This window comes from Stutzerimonas stutzeri (assembly GCF_002890915.1).
Lineage (GTDB): Bacteria > Pseudomonadota > Gammaproteobacteria > Pseudomonadales > Pseudomonadaceae > Stutzerimonas > Stutzerimonas stutzeri_AF.
In genome coordinates, this window is record NZ_POUT01000009.1 from 137665 (window position 1) to 155375 (window position 17711).

The following is a 17711-nucleotide window of genomic DNA, read 5'->3' on the forward strand; positions in this document are numbered from 1 at the left end:
CCCTTCTTCCTATGCCTTCCGGATCACTCGGCCAGCTTGAAGGTGATGAAGCTGGCGCGCCCCTGGCGCAATACACGCATCGACACCGAGCGATTCTTCGGCAATTGCTCCGCCACGCGGGCGAACGTAGCGGCCGAGTTGATCGCCTGGTTGTTCAGATGGGTGATGACATCCCCCGGGCGCAGGCCGATCATCGCGGCAGGACCATTGAGGATTTCGGTGATGACCACGCCACCCGGCAGGTCGAGGTTCTTCTTCTGTTCCTCGGTCAACTCGGTGACCTTGACGCCCAGGCGGTTGTCGCTGCGTTCCTGGCCACCGGAACCGGACGCCGCCACGGCGTCGCCTTCTTCCGGCATGGCACCGATATTGACATCGAGCGTCTTGCGATCACCGTCGCGCACCACTTCCATCCTGGCCTTGCTGCCCGGCTTCAGCGCGCCCACCAGATGCGGCAGGTCGGCGGACATGATGATCGGCTTGCCATTGAGGCTGAGGATCACATCGCCGACACGCAACCCGCTCTTGGCTGCCGGACCACCATCCATCACCTGGGCCACCAGCGCTCCGGCAGGACGCTCGAGGCCGAACGACTCGGCCAGATCCTTGTTCACTTCCTGGATCACCACGCCGAGCCAGCCCCGATTGACCTTGCCGTCGGTACGCAGCTGGTTGGCGACATCCATCGCCACATCGATCGGAATCGCGAAGGACAGCCCCATGAAGCCGCCGGAGCGGGTGAAGATCTGCGAATTGATACCCACGACTTCGCCCTGGAGATTGAACAGGGGACCGCCCGAGTTACCCGGATTGATCGCCACGTCCGTCTGGATGAAGGGCACGTAGCTTTCGTTGGGCAGGCTGCGGCCGGTGGCGCTGACGATGCCCGCCGTGACGGTATGGTCGAAGCCGAATGGCGAACCGATCGCCAGCACCCATTCCCCCACCTTCAGATCATCGGACTTGCCCACCTTCACGGTTGGCAGCCCCTTCCCTTCGACCTTCAGCACGGCGATATCGGTGCGCGGGTCGGCCCCCACCAGCTCCGCGCTCAGCTCGCTGCGGTCGGGAAGGCGCACGAGGATTTCGTCGGCACCGGCAACCACATGATTGTTGGTCAGCACGTAGCCGTCATCGGAGATGATGAAGCCGGAGCCGAGAGATTGCGCCTCGCGCTGTTGCCCACGCCCCGGGGCACCGGGAATCTGCGGAATGCTGTGCTCGAAAAAGTCGCGAAAGATCGGCGGCAACCCCTCGAGCTCGGGAATCTGCGCGGAGGCACCGCGCGCCGGCACCTTCTGCTTGGTGCTGATATTGACCACTGCCGGCGAGGCGCTTTCAACCAGCGGCGTGAAATCAGGCAAAGCTGCCTGCGCGACCAGGGCTTGCCCGAGCAATGCCAAGCCCGCCACAAAGGCAAAGCAGCCATTTCGATTGAACATGAACACAAGTCTCCCCACTGATGAAACAAGAAACTCAGGGACCGACAGGCCCCGCGAGCATGGCGCGCAAAACGACCGGCTGCAGATTCGGATCATCCGCCGTACGCCGGCTCCGCATGCGCACGATCAACCAGGAAACGAAGAATCCCGCAAGCCCCGCCAGAATGACGACCGGCTCGCGCGCCGAGAACTGAGCGGCAAGCAATGCAGCCGCCATCAGCATGAGCAGGGGAAGAAGATAGACAAGGACGGCACTGCGCAGCAATACGTCCTCGCGAATTCCGACGATGACGGAATCGCCGACCTGCAGGTTGAGATCGCAAACCGCTCGAATCAGGCCGCGTCGCTCACGGACGCCCAAGGTATCCATCAGCCCCTGGCCACAGCCGCTCTTCGCGGAGCAACCGGAACAGGTGCTCTTGCGCCGGGTTTCGACCCATACCGCGCCCGCTTCCAGCGCAACGACCCGCCCCGGCTCTTCGATCATCTTTGCGCCTGTTCCGCGCCGGCCCTCATGGACAGGGCCACCCGTTCGGCGGTCCCAAGGGGAATCTCGCCCACCACCGTGACCATGACATCCCCGTCAGCGGTGCTGATGCGCTTGGATACGGCCACGGTAGGTCCCATCTGGCTGCGCGCATCCTCGACCAGTGCGCCGCGCAGCGGCTCGAGGAACACCGAGAACTTGGCCAGGCCATCCCCATAGGACAGCCAGGAAACCGTTTCCGAGGAAGCAGGGCTGGGGCGCACATTGGCATCCAGCAATACGAAGCCAGGCGGCAACCAGTCCGAGCGCCATGCCGACTCGGGCGCCGCTTCGCGAGCGACCGCCGCGATATCCTTGCAGGCCCCGCTGGGTTTCAGCAGCTGCGCATCGATCGGGCCGGCCGTGAAGCGGGTGAACTGGAAGCGCTCGAGCAACTGCCCCTTCTCGTTGAGCATCAACGATTTGAGTGGCAAGGCGGTATCCCGGTCCAGGTGCAACTCGAAGCCATAACGGTGCTGATCCCGTGGGGTCACGGCCAGTGCCACCGCGGAACGGCCAGCGACACGAGAATCGCCGATCATCCGGAATTCATACCATTCGGACAATGCTTTCGGATCGAGACGCTGACCACGCCATGCCTGGGCTTCGCGGAACTGCGCCGCGAGCTCGTCGGTGGCACACTGCATCTGCCCATCGACGCGCACCACCTCGGCAGGAGGACCATCGAGCTGCAGCAGGCGTTCTTCAACACGCCCACCGTCCACCCGCTGCCAGACGGCATGACTGGAAAAGCTGCCATTGCGTTCGTAGACGAACGTCCCTGCGTAACTCTGTTTCTGCTCCGCTGCCGCGAGGCGATCCATCCAGGCCCCGGCATCAGCAGCAAGGGCCGGCATCGATAGCCAGCCCCCCAGCACCACATACAGCGGTAAGACGCGCATGTTTCTCCCTAACGTTCTTCCATGCTGGCGGCGCGAGCGTAAGGCAGCGCGCTATCCGATCCAGTGCCAAAGGCAGCCTGCTGCGCATGCTGACGGACGTAGGCCGGCAGGCGTTCCTCATGCCAACGTTCGATCGGCGCGTTATCGGCTGCAGTTTGCGCCGGCACCTCCGCCTGCCCTTCGCTATAACCGGCCAACACAGTCGGCCCCTGGTTGGCCTGCGGCACCGAGATACTCGGCTGGGCAGCCTGCTGAGCCAACTGCGGCCCGGCAACATCGCTCTGATTGTACAGACGCACACCCGCCAGTACAGCGACGGTCACCGATGCGGCCACCGCCAAGCGGCCCAGCCCTTTCCAGCCCGAACGCTGCGGTTGTGCGGGCGCAGCCTCGTCGGCCAGCGCGGCCGATACTGCGGCAGCAATGTCCAGGCGCGGCTCGATCAACTCCTTATGCATGGCGGCACGGGCGAGCTGATAGCGCGACCAGGTGGCACGCAGCTCAGGATTGTCGCCTGCGAGCACACGACGTAATTCCAACTCGTCCGCTTCGTTATCCATCACCGCGGACAGCGATTCATGCAGGGCTTCACGACTCATGGCGGTTCCTCTCTTGGCTGTCGCCGCTGTCTCAGGATTCATGCAACAGGGGTTGCAACGCTTTATCTATGGCTTCACGCGCCCGGAAGATCCGAGAGCGCACCGTGCCCACCGGACACTGCATGACACTGGCAATGTCTTCATAACTAAGACCGTCGAATTCACGCAGTGTTAGAGCGGTACGCAAATCTTCGGGCAAAAGCTGAATGGTTCGATGAACGGTATCTTCTATCTCATCCCTGAGCAGCGCTCGCTCCGGCGACTCGATATCCTTGAGGGCGTGATCGCCTTCATAGAACTCGGCATCTTCGGAACTCACATCACTATCCGGCGGACGCCTGCCACGCGCCACCAGATGATTCTTCGCCGTGTTGATGGCGATACGGTACAGCCAGGTATAGAACGCACTGTCGCCACGAAAGTTGGCTAGCGCGCGATAGGCTTTGATGAACGCTTCCTGGGCGACATCCTGAGCCTCATGGGAGTCGTGCACGAATCGCACGATCAGCCCAAGGATCTTGTGCTGGTATTTCATTACCAGCAGATCAAACGCCCGCTTGTCCCCGCGCTGCACTCGCTCAACCAGCTGCTGGTCCTGCTCCTGAGTCAACATGCACGCTCCTCCTTGAAACCGAAGGGGCGTCGCTCACACCAGCGAACCGACCTGCCAGAATAGACCCGGGCTTTACGCAAAAGTTCTCCCCCCCTCCTAGCAAGCTTTCCTGCAATACCTGACGGCGATTGCAACACAGCGCCGCGCCAGACCCGCTAGCGACGCCGTCCTGGTATCCATAGCAAACCCGCACCGCCCATCCAGAATGGCCAGCTGGCTTGCCTTCATAACTGTCTATTGAGTGGCCACTAGCAAGAAAAGTTCCCCTTACCCGGCCACAGGCTTCCGCTTGTCTATTTTGATGCGATATCCCACCTATATACTAGGGTCTGTTGACGTTTCATTCGCGGCCGCGCCGGCGCCTGTTTTTGCGCGAGGCAAGGCACGAGAAGCGAAGTTTGGTCATTCCAAATAAGCGACGAGTAACGCCGCATCGCGCAAAAACAGGCCCGGCCCGAAGGGTTGCGCGGCAAATGGCGCCATGCGGCGTTGCGGGACTTGGCAAGGGAACCACCATTACCTGCGTCCCGCGCCTTGCCTGGCGCCATTTGACGCGGCAACGCGGCTCGCGATGAAACGTCAACAGACCCTAGGTCCGACTTCTCGGGCACGGTTTCTCTGCGGAATTCGACATGAGCCAAGTTCAACGACACGACGTTTTGGTCATCGGCAGCGGTGCCGCCGGGCTGACCCTCGCCCTCAACCTGCCTGCGGACCTGCGCATCGCCGTACTCAGCAAGGGCGACCTGGCCAACGGCTCGACCTACTGGGCCCAGGGCGGCGTCGCGGCGGTACTGGACAATACCGATACCGTGGAATCCCACGTCGCCGACACCCTGGTGGCCGGCGGCGGGCTGTGCCGCGAGGACGCGGTACGCTTCACCGTCGAACACAGCAACGAAGCGATCCAGTGGCTGATCGAACAGGGCGTCCCGTTCACCCGTGACGACACCCCCGATCGCGAGGATGGCGGCTTCGAATTCCACCTCACCCGCGAAGGCGGTCATAGCCATCGGCGTATCATTCACGCCGCCGACGCCACCGGTGCAGCCATTTTCAACACCCTGCTCGCCCAGGCGCGCAACAAGAGCAACATCGAACTGCTGCAGCAGCGCGTCGCGGTCGACCTGATCACCGAACACAAGCTTGGCCTGCCCGGCAGGCGTTGCCTTGGCGCCTACGTGCTCAATCGCGGCACGGGCGAAGTGGAAACCTTCCAGGCCCGCTTCGTGGTCCTGGCGACCGGCGGCGCGGCCAAGGTCTACCTGTACACCAGCAATCCCGACAGCGCCTGCGGCGACGGTATCGCGATGGCCTGGCGCGCCGGCTGCCGGGTAGGCAACCTCGAATTCAACCAGTTCCATCCGACCTGCCTGTACCACCCACAAGCCAAGAGCTTCCTCGTCACCGAGGCCTTGCGCGGCGAAGGCGCGCTGCTCAAGCTGCCCAACGGCGAACGCTTCATGCCGCGCTTCGATCCCCGCGAAGAGCTGGCGCCACGCGACATCGTGGCCCGCGCCATCGACCACGAGATGAAGCGCCTGGGCATAGATTGCGTCTACCTGGACATCAGCCACAAACCCGCCGACTTCATCAAGAGCCATTTCCCCACGGTGTACGAGCGCTGCCTGGAGTACGGCATCGACATCACCCGCCAGCCGATCCCGGTGGTGCCGGCGGCGCACTATACCTGCGGCGGCGTGCTCGTCGACCAGGCCGGGCGAACCGACATCCCCGGCCTCTACGCCATCGGCGAAACCAGCTTCACCGGCCTGCACGGCGCCAACCGCATGGCCAGCAACTCCCTGCTGGAATGCTTCGTCTACGGCCGCGCCGCCGCCCAGGACATCCTGCGCGAACTGCCGCATGTCGCCGCAACGGCGGCACTGCCCGCCTGGGATGCCAGCCAGGTCACCGATTCCGACGAGGACGTGATCATCGCGCACAACTGGGATGAGCTGCGGCGCTTCATGTGGGACTACGTCGGTATCGTCCGCACCAGCAAGCGCCTGATGCGCGCCCAGCACCGCGTACGCCTGCTGCTCAGCGAGATCGACGAGTTCTACAGCAACTACAGGGTCAGCCGCGACTTGCTGGAGCTACGCAACCTTGCCCTGGTGGCCGACCTGATGATCCGCTCGGCCATGCAACGCAAGGAGAGCCGCGGCCTGCACTACACCCTCGACTACCCGGAGCTGCTGCCGGAGGCCGTCGACACTATTCTGCTGCCGCCCACCTATTGCGACTGAACTTCAAACGCACCCTCAGCCGGCGGTGCTGATCGTGCGGCAGCGCATCGCGCGCAATGCAGACACTGCGCGCCAAACGCTGTCCCACGGGGCGGAAACGCAGGATCACCACGCCAGGCAAGGCCAGGCTATCGGGCAGCAACTGGACCGCTTGCCAACCCCGTTTTGCGCTCCACAGCTGCCAGCCGCGCTCGTCGTGTCGCAGCCCACGCCAGGCCCCCGGACCAAGCAACAGAGCACCGCTCGCCAGCACGCACAGCGCATGGGCGAGACATAACGACAGGCAGACCAACCGCAGCCAGAACGGCGCGGGCGACAGCAGAACGACCATCAGGGCCAGGCCCTGGACGGCAAGGTAGAGCACCAGCAGCAGACCGGACGGTCGCCAGTGGCACTCGAAGGGTTGCCTACTTGGGCTGGACACGATCGAGGATCATGCGAACCATGCGGCGCAGGTCCTCATCCTCGGGCTCGCCACGCTGCATGAACCAGCCGAACATGTCCTGATCCTCGCAACTCAACAATTTGCGGTAGCGGCGCTGATCCTCTGCGTCCAGACCGGGATAGACCTCCTTGACGAAGGGCACCAGCAGCACATCCAGTTCGAGCATGCCGCGACGGCTCTGCCAGAACAGGCGATTGAGTTCGGATTGCTCGGCCATACATCGGCTCCTTTGGGGAAGGCCGGCATTATAACGGCTGTCGCTGCGCCCACTAGTCGGTTTTTTTCGCCGAACAGCGAACCAGCCGCCACGCAACCCGTTTGCACGGCCTGCTATGATGAGCCTCCGGATTCTGACGACGACTCATCATGACCGACACTGCTTATTTTTGCGTCCTGTCTCATGAAGGCGTCCTTGCCGTGCGCGGCCCGGATGCCAGCAAGTTCCTGCAAGGCCAGCTGACCTGCAACCTCAATTATCTCGACGCCGACCATGCCAGCCTCGGCTCGCGCTGTACGCCCAAGGGCCGCATGCAGTCGAGCTTCCGCATCCTCTCCGACAACGACGGCTACCTGCTGGCCATGGCCAGCGAACTGCTGCAGCCGCAACAGGCCGATCTCGGCAAGTATGCGGTGTTTTCCAAATCGCGCCTGACCGATGAAAGCGCCACCTGGTGCCGCTTCGGCCTCGCCGGTGGCGATGGCGCGCTGGTCAGCCTGGGGCTGGATCTGCCACAGGCCGCAGACCGGGTGGTACGCGCAAACGGCCTGCTTGCGATTCGCCTGCCCGATGGCCGCGCCGAACTCTGGGTTCCCGCCGCCGAGGCCGAAGAAGCCCGCCTGCGCCTGGGCGCGCAACTGCAAGAAGCCCCCTTGCAACGCTGGCTGCTCGACCAGGTTCGCGCCGGCATCGGCCAGGTGTTCGGCAGCACCCACGAGCTGTTCATCCCGCAGATGATCAACCTGCAGGCGCTCGGCGGCGTGAGCTTCAAGAAGGGTTGCTACACCGGGCAGGAAATCGTCGCGCGCATGCAGTATCTGGGCAAGCTCAAACGGCGCCTGTATCACCTGGCCGGCGACAATGGCCAGGATGCCCTGCCCGCGCCCGGCGTGGAACTCTTCTCGCCGGTGCACGGCTCGAGCGTCGGCGAGGTGGTGCTGGCGGCCCCCAGCGCCGACGGCATGGAGCTGCTGGCCGTGCTGCAGGAAGATGCCGTTGCCGACGGCCGGATTTTCCTCGGCTCCCCCGACGGGCTGCCGCTGAGCCTGCTCGAACTGCCCTACACCCTCGATCCGGACCGGGAAATCCAGCGATAGGCGAGCCTGCCGAACGCCCGGGCGATGCCGACCGACACATGAAAGGAATGACATGAGCACCCTTGCCGAAAAAGTCCAGCGCGAACTGACCCTGGCCATCGAGAACGATGAACTGGTCCTGCCCACCCTGCCCGAGGTAGCCCTGCGGGTCCGCGAAGCCGCCGAAGACCCGGACATCAGCATCCCCGCGCTGAGCAAGGTGATCGGCAACGACGCCGCCCTCACCGCGCGCATCATCAAGGTGGTCAACAGCCCACTGCTGCGCACCAGCCGCGAGATCGACGACCTGCAAACGGCGATCAGTCGCCTGGGCATCAACTACACCTGCAACCTCGCCACCGGCCTGGCCATGGAGCAGATGTTCCAGGCCACCACCGACGTCGTCGACCGCAAGATGCGCGAGGTCTGGAACAAGAGCACCGAGGTCGCGGCCATCAGCCATGTGCTCTGCCGCCATTACACCCGGCTGATGCCGGACCAGGCGACGCTTGCCGGCCTGGTCCACCAGATCGGCATCCTGCCGGTGCTGACCTATGCCGAAGAGCACGGCGCGCTGCTCGCCGACTCCATCAGCCTCAACCATGTCATCGACAAGATCCATCCACTGGTCGGCGAGAAAATCCTGCGCACCTGGGATTTCCCCGACGCGATCGCCGCGGTGGCGGGGCAATACACCGATTTCCAGCGCAACTCCGCCGCGGCCGACTACGTCGACATCGTCCAGGTCGCCACACTGCAGAGCCACCTCGGCAGCAACCATCCCTACACCCAGATGGACTGGCGCCAGATTCCGGCATTCGCCAAACTGGGCCTGGACCCGAGCTCGCTGATGCAGGAAGACGAAGACCTTTCGGCAGCCATGGATGCCGCCATGAGCATGCTCCAGTAAGCACCGCCCGGGCGCGCTGGCGCGCCCGCCGACGCCGGCTCACACCTCTGCCGGCAACTGCCAGTCGATCGGTGCGAGCCCCTGCTGCATGAGGAATTGATTGGCACGGCTGAAATGGCCATTGCCGAAAAAGCCACGATGCGCCGACAGCGGCGACGGGTGCACCGACTTCAGCATCAGGTGCCGGGTGGCGTCGATCAGTTTCGCCTTCGATTGCGCATGCGCGCCCCAGAGCATGAACACCAGGTGCGGGCACCGCTCGCTGACCACCTCGATGATCCGGTCGGTGAAGCGCTGCCATCCGGCATTGGCATGCGAACCGGCGATCCCCCGCTCCACGGTCAGCGAGGTGTTGAGCATCAATACCCCCTGCTCCGCCCAGTGCTGCAGATAGCCATGCCGCGGGATGTCCAGGTTCAGGTCGCGCTTGAGCTCCTTGAAGATGTTCTGCAGCGACGGTGGCGGCGCCACGCCCGGCTGCACGGAAAAGCAGAGGCCATGGGCCTGGCCGGGACCGTGATAGGGGTCCTGGCCGAGAATGACCACCTTGACCTGGTCGAGCGGCGTCGAATTGAGCGCATTGAAGATCATCGGCCCCGGCGGATAGATCGCCTTGCCGGCCGCCTTCTCGCTGCGCAGGAATGCCCCGAGCTGCTGCATGTAGGGCTTGTCGAACTCGTCCCGCAGCGCGGCCTTCCAGCCCGCCTCGAGCTTGATGCGATCATCTTGAGTCATGGGATTTTCCGGTTGGCCAAGCCGCCGAACCCTAAGAAAGTCGCCCATGGTTGTCAACGCTCGCAGCCGCGCAGGCATTGCTTCAGCGCAAATGCTGGCCCCCTCCTTTAGTCATAATCGCACTTGGCTCACGTACTGATGCAACCGCACTCCGCGAACCTCACATAAAGAGTGACGGCCCTGCCTCTCGGGGGTAAAAAGGCCCACTGCCAATAAACCAATAACAAAAGCGATAAAACAAGGAACATGCAATGAAGCGGATTACCCTTTTGGCGCTAGGGCTGGGGTTCTGCCTTACGGCTCAGGCTGCCGACCCCATCACGCTCGGACTCAACTACCCCCGTACCGGCAGCTACAAGGAAGAAGGCCTGGCGCAGATGCGCGGCGCCCTCATGGCCATCGACGAGATCAATGCGGCGGGGGGCGTCCTGGGCCGTCCATTGCAGCTGATCAGCCGCAACAGCGCCTCGCGCCCCGACAAGTCCATCGCCAACGTCGACAAGATGGCCGACGAAGGCGCGGCCATGCTCTTCGGTGGCGTGTCCAGTGCCGTCGCCATCGCGGCCAGCAAGCGCGCCAAGGAGCGCGGTCTGCTGTACTTCGGCACGCTCACCTACTCCAACGACACCACCGGCAAGGACGGCCACCGCTACATGTTCCGCGAGTGCAACAACGCCTGGATGAGCGCGCGGGTGCTGGGGCAGTACCTGAACGAGAACATGCCGGGCAAGAACTACTTCTACATCACCTCCGACTACACCTGGGGGCACACCAGCGAGAGCTCGCTGCGCCAGGCCACCGGAACCGTCGACCAGAACAGGCACCCCGGTATCAAGACCGCCTTCCCCGGTGCTCGTCTCTCCGATTATCGGGCCGCCTTGGAAAAAGCCGCCGACAGCGGGGCCGATGTGCTGGTCCTGGTGCTCTTCGGCGAGGACATGGTGCGCGCGATGCGTATCGCCGACGAACTCGGTCTGAACAAGAAGATGCAGATCGCCATTCCCAACCTGACGCTGTCGATGGTCGAACTGGCGGGCCCCGACATCATGCGTGGCGTGCTCGGCACCGAGCCCTGGACCTGGCGCGTGCCCGACCTCGAAGGCTCCGAACCCGGCAAGGCCTTCGTGAAGAACTTCGGCGAGCGCTACCAGACCCATCCCTCCAGCTCCGCCGCCTCGGCCTACAGCATCGTCTACCAGTGGGCCGATGCCGTCACCCGCGCCAAGAGCATCAGCAGCGAGCAGGTGATCGCCGCCCTGGAGAATCACAACTACCGCCTGCTCAAGGACCAGCAGCAATGGCGCGGCTTCGACCACCAGAACGTGCAGACCGTCTATGCGGTACGCGTGAAGCCACGCGAAGAGGTGCTGAAGGATCGCTTCAAGCAGGACTACTTCGAAATCGTCCACCGCCTGGCGGGCGACCAGGCAGCCCCCTCCTTGGCCGAGTGGCAGGAAGAGCGTCGCACGGGCGGCCAGCCGACTAGGCTACAGTGACACAAGCACGGGATCGCCCACGCGGCGATCCCGGCGGGGCTTTCCGGCTCGTGACGGCTGCAACCCTGGGCAGCAGAAGGACTCTGAACAGAAGCAGCGGCAGAACCGCCAGCAACGGAGCCCCTACTCACGAGGATTGCGTCCATGAGCACTGCTGTAGAGCCCTATCAAGCCGGCGTCTTCGACCTGACCCACAAGCTGACCGTGGAGAAGCACGGTCACACCGCGCTGATCACCATCAACCATCCCCCCGCCAATACCTGGGATCGCGAATCCCTGATCGGCCTCAAGCAGGTCATCGAACACCTGAACCGCGATGATGAAATCTATGCCCTGGTCATCTGCGGCCAGGGCGAGAAATTCTTCAGTGCCGGTGCCGATCTCAAGCTGTTCGCCGACGGCGATCGCAACCGCGCCCAGGAAATGGCCCGGCGCTTCGGCGAAGCCTTCGAAGCCTTGCGCGATTTCCGCGGCGTCTCCATTGCCGCGATAAACGGCTTCGCCCTCGGCGGCGGCCTGGAGTGTGCGCTGGCCTGCGACCTGCGGATCGCCGAGCAGCAGGCGCAGCTGGGATTGCCGGAGGCTGCGGTCGGCCTGCTGCCCTGCGCCGGTGGCACCCAGGCCCTGGCCTGGCTGGTCGGCGAAGGCTGGGCCAAGCGCATGATCCTCTGCGGCGAACGCATCACCGCGGACACCGCTCTACGCATCGGCCTGGTCGAACAGGTGGTCGAATCGGGTGAGGCGCGGGGGCACGCCCTGCTGCTCGCCGCACGCGTCGCCCAGCAGAGCCCGGTCGCGATACGCGCCATCAAGCCGCTGATCGACGGGGCCCGCCGCCGGCTGCCGAATACCTTCGCCGCGGCTGAACGCGAGGCCTTCGTCGGACTGTTCGAGGCCGAGGACACGCTCGAGGGCGTCAACGCCTTCCTGGAAAAACGCGACCCGCGCTGGCGCAACCGATGACCGCCCTGCCGTGCGTCGCGGCGTCGACCGCCGCCATGCCCGTCGTCAGCCCCCAGCGTCGAGGATGTCCATGAACGTCAGCTTCGAAGAGCACTCCGCCCTGCAGGGTAGCCGCATCGCCATCGCCAGCCTGGACGCGGCGCGTACCCTCAACGCCCTGAGCCTGCCGATGATCGAGGCGCTGCTCGATCAACTCCGGCGCTGGGCCAGCGATCCGGCCATCGTTTGCGTCCTGCTGCGCGGCCATGGCCCCAAGGCGTTCTGCGCCGGCGGCGACGTTCGCCGCCTGGCCGAAGCCTGCCGCAAGACGCCGGGCACGGTACCGTCCCTGGCCGAGCGCTTCTTCGCCGACGAGTACCGTCTCGTCCATCTGCTGCATGCCTATCCCAAGCCGCTGCTCTGCTGGGGGCACGGCTACGTCATGGGCGGTGGCATGGGCCTGCTGCAAGGCGCGGCGATTCGCATCGTCACACCGGACAGCCGCCTGGCCATGCCAGAGGTTGCCATCGGCCTCTACCCGGACGTCGGCGCCAGCTGGTTCCTGCCGCGCCTGCCGGGCAAGCTGGGCTTGTTCATCGGCCTCACCGGCATCCAGGCCAACGCCCGCGACGCGCTGGATCTCGGACTCGCCGATCGCTGCCTCGCCACGCAGCAGCAACCCGCCCTGATCGAGGGCCTGGCGCAGATCAACTGGCAGGAGCAAGCCGCCAGCCAGCTCAACAGCCTGCTCCGGGCATTGGCCAACCAGGCCGTCGAGCAATTGCCGCCTGCGCAGTTGCTGCCCCGCCGCAGTCGCATCGACAGCCTGCTCGACGTCGCCGAACTGCCCCATGCCTGGCATGCGGTGACCGCACTGGCCGGCGACGCCGACGCGCTGTTCGCCCAGGCCGCCACTCGCCTTGCAGGGGGTTCGGCGCTGAGCGCCCATCTGCTCTGGCAGCAGCTGCAGCGCGGCCGCCGGCTCTCGCTGCCCCAAGCGCTGCGGATGGAATACGCAATGAGCCTGAACTGTTGCCGTCACCCCGAGTTCGCTGAAGGCGTGCGTGCCTACCTGCTCGACCGGGATGGCCTGCCACACTGGCATTGGCGCGACGTCCAGAGCGTTCCCCCGGCGGTGGTCGCGGCACATTTCGAGCCGACCTGGGAGGGTACGCACCCGTTGATCGACCTGGGGCTGAACGGATAGGTTGGCGCTGAACACAGCGAAGCCCAACGGGATCGGCACGGTTCTGTTGGGCTTCGTCGCTACGCGCCTCAGGCTGCGCGCCCCGACCCAACCTACGTATCAACGCCGGTAGTAGCGTCCACCCCGGTCGTAATGCGGCCGCAGCCGCTGATCGCGCCCATCCCGGATCGAGGGCGGGCGCTGATAACGATGCTCCTGGCGCCAGTACTGGCGTCGCTCGAAGCCCCGGTGACGGTCGTAGTACTGCGGCGGCAGTTGCCCCTGATAACGCGGCGGCAGGTTGCGTTGATAATGCGGGTATGGCGGATAGGGACTGCGCGGATCGTACTGGTATGGCCGGCTGTCATAGCGATAGCCGGGGCTGTAGTAGCGGGGGCTCTCGGACTGGAAAACCCAGACCCCGTCGCGCCGATCCGCATGCACCGGCAAGGTGGCCCCCAGGCTCAGGCAGAGCAGGATCAAGGCAGAACGCATGTTCATGGGCACCTCCGAACGGTGTCACCGGCTTCCATGCATCAGACCACAATGGCCAGGCATGTGCTGAGACCGCGGACAACCGGCCGCTCGCACCATCCGCTCGCCGCGACGGGCTGTCGCAGCTTGTATGGCCGCGGCCGCTTCCCGATAATAGCGACCCTTTAGCTCCACGGCTCTCGCAGCGCGCGACGGAACCTTATGACCGAACTCGCCCTGATCATGGTTAGCGCCATCCTGGTCAACAATTTCGTACTGGTGCAGTTCCTCGGCCTGTGCCCGTTCATGGGCGTCTCGAAAAAGATCGAGACCGCCATCGGCCTGTCCCTGGCCACCACCTTCGTACTGACCCTGGCCGCCATGTGCAGTTATCTGGTGCAGCAGTATGTGCTCAAGCCGTTGGATCTCGAATTCCTGCGCACCATCAGCTTCATCCTGGTGATCGCCGTCACGGTCCAGTTCACCGAGATGGTGGTGAACAAGACCAGCCCGTTGCTCTATCGCGTACTGGGCATCTTCCTGCCGCTGATCACCACCAACTGCATCGTGCTCGGCGTCGCCCTGCTCAACGCCAACAAGGCCGAATTCACCTTCCTCACCGCCACGGTCAACGGTTTCGCCGCCGGCCTGGGCTTCTCGCTGGTACTGGTGCTGTTCGCCGCCATGCGCGAGCGCATCGCCATCGCCGACGTACCGAAATCGTTCCAGGGCGCGGCGATCGGCATGGTCACGGCGGGCCTGATGTCGCTGGCGTTCATGGGCTTCACCGGGCTGATCAAGCTATGAGCGCGGTCATCATCGCGGTGCTCGCCCTGCTCGCCCTGTGCCTGCTGGGCGGCGCCATTCTCGGTTTCGCCGCGGTACGCTTTCGCGTCGAGGGCGATCCCATCGCCGAACAGATCAATGCCCTGCTGCCGCAGACCCAGTGCGGCCAGTGCGGCTATCCGGGCTGCAAGCCCTACGCCGAGGCGATTGCCGGCGGCGACAAGATCAACAAGTGCCCGCCGGGCGGCGAGGCGACCATCCAGGCGCTGGCCGACCTGCTCGATGTCGAGGCGGAGCCGCTGGACGCCGCAGGTGGCGAAAAACCGCAGATGGTCGCCTACATCCGCGAAGCCGAATGCATCGGCTGCACCAAGTGCATCCAGGCCTGCCCGGTGGATGCCATCGTCGGCGCCGCGCGGCAGATGCATACCGTCATCGTTTCCGAATGCACCGGCTGCGACCTCTGCGTCGAACCCTGCCCGGTGGACTGCATCGACATGATCGCGCTGGGCAGCAATTTGCAAAGCTGGAAATGGGATCGGCCGCCGGCGCCCGGCCAGTTGATCGCCACCGATCGGGAGCAGGCCGCATGACCTCCTTGAAAGTCTGGGACATCCACGGCGGCATTCATCCGCCGGAGCGCAAGGAGCTGTCCAATCGCACCCCGATCCAACCTGCGCCTTTGCCCAAGCGCCTGATCCTGCCGCTGGCGCAGCACCTGGGTGCGCCGGCCGAACCCTGTGTGACGCTCGGCGAACGGGTGCTCAAGGGCCAGCGGATCGCCGTGGCCAACGGCTTCGTCAGTGCCCCGCTGCACGCGCCAACCTCGGGCGTGGTCAGCTTCATCGGCGCGCAGCCCTATCCGCATGCCTCGGGCATGCTCGGCGAGGCCATCGTCATCGACAGCGACGGCCAGGACCAATGGATCGAACTGCAGCCACAGGCCGATTACCGCCAACTGGAGCGGCCAGCGCTGCTGGAAATCATCCGCCAGGCCGGTATCAGTGGGCTCGGCGGCGCAGGCTTTCCCACCGCGGCCAAGCTGACGCCACCGCCGACGCAGCAGATTCGCACCCTGATCATCAACGGCACCGAATGTGAGCCCTACATCACCGCCGACGACCTGCTGATGCGCGAAAAGGCCGCCGAGCTGGTGGCCGGCATCGAGGTCCTGGCGCACCTGCTCCAACCGCAGGAAGTGCTGATCGGCATCGAGGACAACAAACCCGAAGCCATCGCCGCCGTACGCGCGGCCATCGGCGAACGCCCGTTCGTGCTCAAGGCATTCCCGACCAAGTACCCCTCCGGCGGGGAAAAGCAGCTGATCCAGATCCTCACCGGCGAAGAAGTGCCCAGCGGTGGCCTGCCGGCGGACATCGGCATGCTCTGCCAGAACGTCGGCACCTGCGTCGCCATCCATGATGCGGTGCTGCTCGGCAAGCCGCTCATCTCGCGCATCACCACCCTGACCGGCGAAGCCCTGGCGCGCCCGATGAACGTCGAGGTGCTGATCGGCACACCGGTGAATGAACTGCTGGCTCTCGCCGGGCTCGAGCCGGCCAGGCTCAACCGCCTGATCATGGGCGGGCCGATGATGGGGTTTACCCTGCCCTCACTGGACGTGCCGGTAATCAAGACCACCAACTGCCTGCTGGCCAGCACGCTCGACGAGCTCCCCGCGCCACCTCCGGCGCTGCCCTGCATCCGCTGCGGCGAGTGCGCCGAAGCCTGCCCGGTGAGCCTGCTGCCGCAGCAGCTGCACTTCTTCGCCCTCGGCCAGGAACACGAGCAGCTCAAGGCCCATCACCTGTTCGACTGCATCGAGTGCGGCGCCTGCGCCTATGTCTGCCCGTCGAGCATCCCGCTGGTGCAGTACTACCGCGCCGCCAAGGGCGAGATTCGCGAACAGGAACACAAGCACCGGAAAGCCGAGCATTCCAAACAACGCTTCGAACTGCGGCAGGAGCGCCTGCGCCGGGCCGAAGAGCAGAAGGAGGCCGAACGCAAGGCCCGTGCCGAGCGGGCAGCCCGCGCCAAGGCCGCGCAGGCGCAGGATGCGAATGCCGGCGATTCGCCCGCAAGCGTAGAGGCGCCGAAGGCCGGCGGCCTGTCGGACATGCAGAAGAAACTCAAGATCGAGGCCAGCATGGCCCAGGTCGCGCTGAAGAAAGCCGAAAAGCAGCTGGCGACGCACGCCACCGCGGAACTGCAAGCCCAGGTCACCGAGCTGCGCAGCGCCGCCGAGGCCGCACAGCGGGCACTCGATGCCGCAATGGCCGAGACGCCGGCACCTGCCGCGGCACCGGCAGCCGACGACGCGGCGGCGAAGAAGCTCAAGATCGAAGCAGCCATGCTCAAGGCACAGATCCGCAAGCTGGAGAAGCTCGAAACCCCCGACGACGACCAGCAGGCCGAACTCGCCCGTCTGCGCCAGCAACTGCACGAGGCCGAGCAGGCCTTGGCCGCAGCCCAGAGCGCGGCGCCGACCGCGCCCGCAAAGCCGGCCGGCGACGAAGCGCTGAAGAAGGCCAAGATCGAGGCCGCCATGCTCAAGGCACAGATCCGCAAGCTGGAGAAGCTCGAAGCCCCCGACGACGACCAGCAGGCCGAACTCGCCCGTCTGCGCCAGCAACTGCACGAGGCCGAGCAGGCCCTGGCCACCGCCCAGGATGCAGCACCGACCGCGCCCGCCAAGCCGGCCGGCGACGAAGCGCTGAAGAAGGCCAAGATCGAGCTGGCAATGAAGCGCGCCGAGTTGAAGAAGGCCGAGAAGGCCGGGGCCGAAGAAGCCGAACTGGACCGCTTGCGCGACGCCCTGGCCGCAGCCGAGCAGGCTTTGCATGCCGCCGAAGACACCTCGGCCAGACCGGCACCGCAGCTGGTGCGCACCGCCAAACCCGGTGTGGACGAACGCCAACGCGAGCTCAAGACCGAAGTCGCCTTCGCCCGTGCCGACCTGCGCAAGCTGGAGCGTGAGGAGAACGCCGAGCCGGCCGCGCTGGAAACCGCCCGGACACGTCTGGACCAGGCCGAGCGTCAGTTGGCGGAATACCAGGATCACTGATGGAGAGGGCCCATCCAGGGCCCGCTTCAGGTAAAGCATTAGACCGGAG

18 protein-coding genes are annotated in these 17711 nt (G+C 64.9%); 9 read left to right on the forward strand and 9 right to left on the reverse strand.

What is annotated here, in order from left to right; translation table 11 throughout:
- Positions 1-23: 23 nt before the first annotated feature.
- From CXK94_RS16380 to rpoE, 5 genes are read right to left on the reverse strand one after another with little or no spacing between them, the layout of a single operon-like run.
- Entirely contained in the window at positions 24-1442 is a 1419-nt protein-coding gene (locus CXK94_RS16380; protein ID WP_102895124.1) for a DegQ family serine endoprotease, read from the reverse strand.
- Between the two features lie 34 nt (positions 1443-1476).
- The gene (locus CXK94_RS16385; RefSeq protein ID WP_102895125.1) at positions 1477-1929 is read right to left on the reverse strand and encodes a SoxR reducing system RseC family protein; all 453 of its coding nucleotides are present in this window, start codon (positions 1927-1929) and stop codon (positions 1477-1479) included.
- Positions 1926-2870 carry a MucB/RseB C-terminal domain-containing protein gene (locus CXK94_RS16390; protein WP_102895126.1) on the reverse strand — a complete coding sequence of 315 codons (945 nt, stop codon included), beginning with the start codon at positions 2868-2870 and terminating at the stop codon, positions 1926-1928. The genes CXK94_RS16385 and CXK94_RS16390 overlap by 4 nt, the downstream gene beginning before the upstream one ends.
- 8 nt (positions 2871-2878) lie before the next feature.
- Positions 2879-3469: an RseA family anti-sigma factor gene (locus CXK94_RS16395; RefSeq protein ID WP_102895127.1), complete on the reverse strand. Its 591-nt coding sequence runs from the start codon at positions 3467-3469 to the stop codon at positions 2879-2881.
- Between the two features lie 31 nt (positions 3470-3500).
- Positions 3501-4082: an RNA polymerase sigma factor RpoE gene (gene rpoE / locus CXK94_RS16400; RefSeq protein WP_102895128.1), complete on the reverse strand. Its 582-nt coding sequence runs from the start codon at positions 4080-4082 to the stop codon at positions 3501-3503.
- Positions 4083-4714: 632 nt separating this feature from the next.
- Between rpoE and nadB the strand changes: the two genes are divergently transcribed.
- Complete coding sequence (nadB, locus tag CXK94_RS16405) at positions 4715-6331, forward strand: L-aspartate oxidase (protein WP_102895129.1); 1617 nt, start codon at positions 4715-4717, stop codon at positions 6329-6331.
- Here the strand turns inward: nadB and CXK94_RS16410 are convergent.
- Positions 6300-6755: a protein YgfX gene (locus CXK94_RS16410; RefSeq protein WP_102895130.1), complete on the reverse strand. Its 456-nt coding sequence runs from the start codon at positions 6753-6755 to the stop codon at positions 6300-6302. The two genes, nadB and CXK94_RS16410, sit on opposite strands and share 32 nt — an antisense overlap.
- Positions 6739-6993 carry a succinate dehydrogenase assembly factor 2 gene (locus CXK94_RS16415; RefSeq protein ID WP_102895131.1) on the reverse strand — a complete coding sequence of 85 codons (255 nt, stop codon included), beginning with the start codon at positions 6991-6993 and terminating at the stop codon, positions 6739-6741. The genes CXK94_RS16410 and CXK94_RS16415 overlap by 17 nt, the downstream gene beginning before the upstream one ends.
- A gap of 149 nt (positions 6994-7142) precedes the next feature.
- On the opposite strand from CXK94_RS16415, the gene CXK94_RS16420 reads away from it, so the two are divergent.
- Both CXK94_RS16420 and CXK94_RS16425 read left to right on the forward strand, forming a co-directional pair.
- Positions 7143-8090: a YgfZ/GcvT domain-containing protein gene (locus tag CXK94_RS16420; RefSeq protein WP_102895132.1), complete on the forward strand. Its 948-nt coding sequence runs from the start codon at positions 7143-7145 to the stop codon at positions 8088-8090.
- Between the two features lie 52 nt (positions 8091-8142).
- Positions 8143-8979, forward strand: coding sequence for an HDOD domain-containing protein (locus tag CXK94_RS16425; RefSeq protein WP_102895133.1), 837 nt, complete (start codon positions 8143-8145; stop codon positions 8977-8979).
- 39 nt (positions 8980-9018) lie between these two features.
- Here CXK94_RS16425 and ung read toward each other — a convergent pair whose 3' ends face one another.
- Positions 9019-9714: a uracil-DNA glycosylase gene (gene ung, locus CXK94_RS16430; RefSeq protein ID WP_102895134.1), complete on the reverse strand. Its 696-nt coding sequence runs from the start codon at positions 9712-9714 to the stop codon at positions 9019-9021.
- Positions 9715-9965: 251 nt separating this feature from the next.
- Between ung and CXK94_RS16435 the strand changes: the two genes are divergently transcribed.
- The 3 genes from CXK94_RS16435 (at position 9966) to CXK94_RS16445 (ending at position 13359) form a co-directional block, all read left to right on the forward strand.
- On the forward strand, positions 9966-11210 hold the full coding sequence (locus CXK94_RS16435; RefSeq protein ID WP_102895135.1) for a substrate-binding protein: 1245 nt from the start codon (positions 9966-9968) through the stop codon (positions 11208-11210).
- 144 nt (positions 11211-11354) lie between these two features.
- The gene (locus tag CXK94_RS16440; RefSeq protein WP_037038687.1) at positions 11355-12173 is read left to right on the forward strand and encodes an enoyl-CoA hydratase; all 819 of its coding nucleotides are present in this window, start codon (positions 11355-11357) and stop codon (positions 12171-12173) included.
- A 70-nt stretch (positions 12174-12243) separates the two neighbouring features.
- A complete protein-coding gene (locus CXK94_RS16445) occupies positions 12244-13359 on the forward strand; it encodes an enoyl-CoA hydratase/isomerase family protein (protein ID WP_102895136.1) in 1116 nt (371 codons plus the stop codon).
- Positions 13360-13458: 99 nt separating this feature from the next.
- Here CXK94_RS16445 and CXK94_RS16450 read toward each other — a convergent pair whose 3' ends face one another.
- Positions 13459-13839, reverse strand: coding sequence for a hypothetical protein (locus CXK94_RS16450; RefSeq protein WP_102895137.1), 381 nt, complete (start codon positions 13837-13839; stop codon positions 13459-13461).
- Between the two features lie 195 nt (positions 13840-14034).
- Between CXK94_RS16450 and rsxA the strand changes: the two genes are divergently transcribed.
- The 3 genes from rsxA to rsxC are packed head-to-tail and all read left to right on the forward strand — an operon-like array spanning position 14035 to position 17662.
- Positions 14035-14619, forward strand: a complete 585-nt coding sequence (gene rsxA / locus CXK94_RS16455; RefSeq protein WP_003282096.1) for an electron transport complex subunit RsxA — start codon at positions 14035-14037, stop codon at positions 14617-14619.
- On the forward strand, positions 14616-15191 hold the full coding sequence (rsxB, locus tag CXK94_RS16460) for an electron transport complex subunit RsxB (protein WP_102895138.1): 576 nt from the start codon (positions 14616-14618) through the stop codon (positions 15189-15191). The genes rsxA and rsxB overlap by 4 nt, the downstream gene beginning before the upstream one ends.
- On the forward strand, positions 15188-17662 hold the full coding sequence (gene rsxC, locus CXK94_RS16465; RefSeq protein ID WP_102895139.1) for an electron transport complex subunit RsxC: 2475 nt from the start codon (positions 15188-15190) through the stop codon (positions 17660-17662). Before rsxB ends, rsxC begins: the two co-directional genes overlap by 4 nt.
- Positions 17663-17711 lie beyond the last annotated feature (49 nt).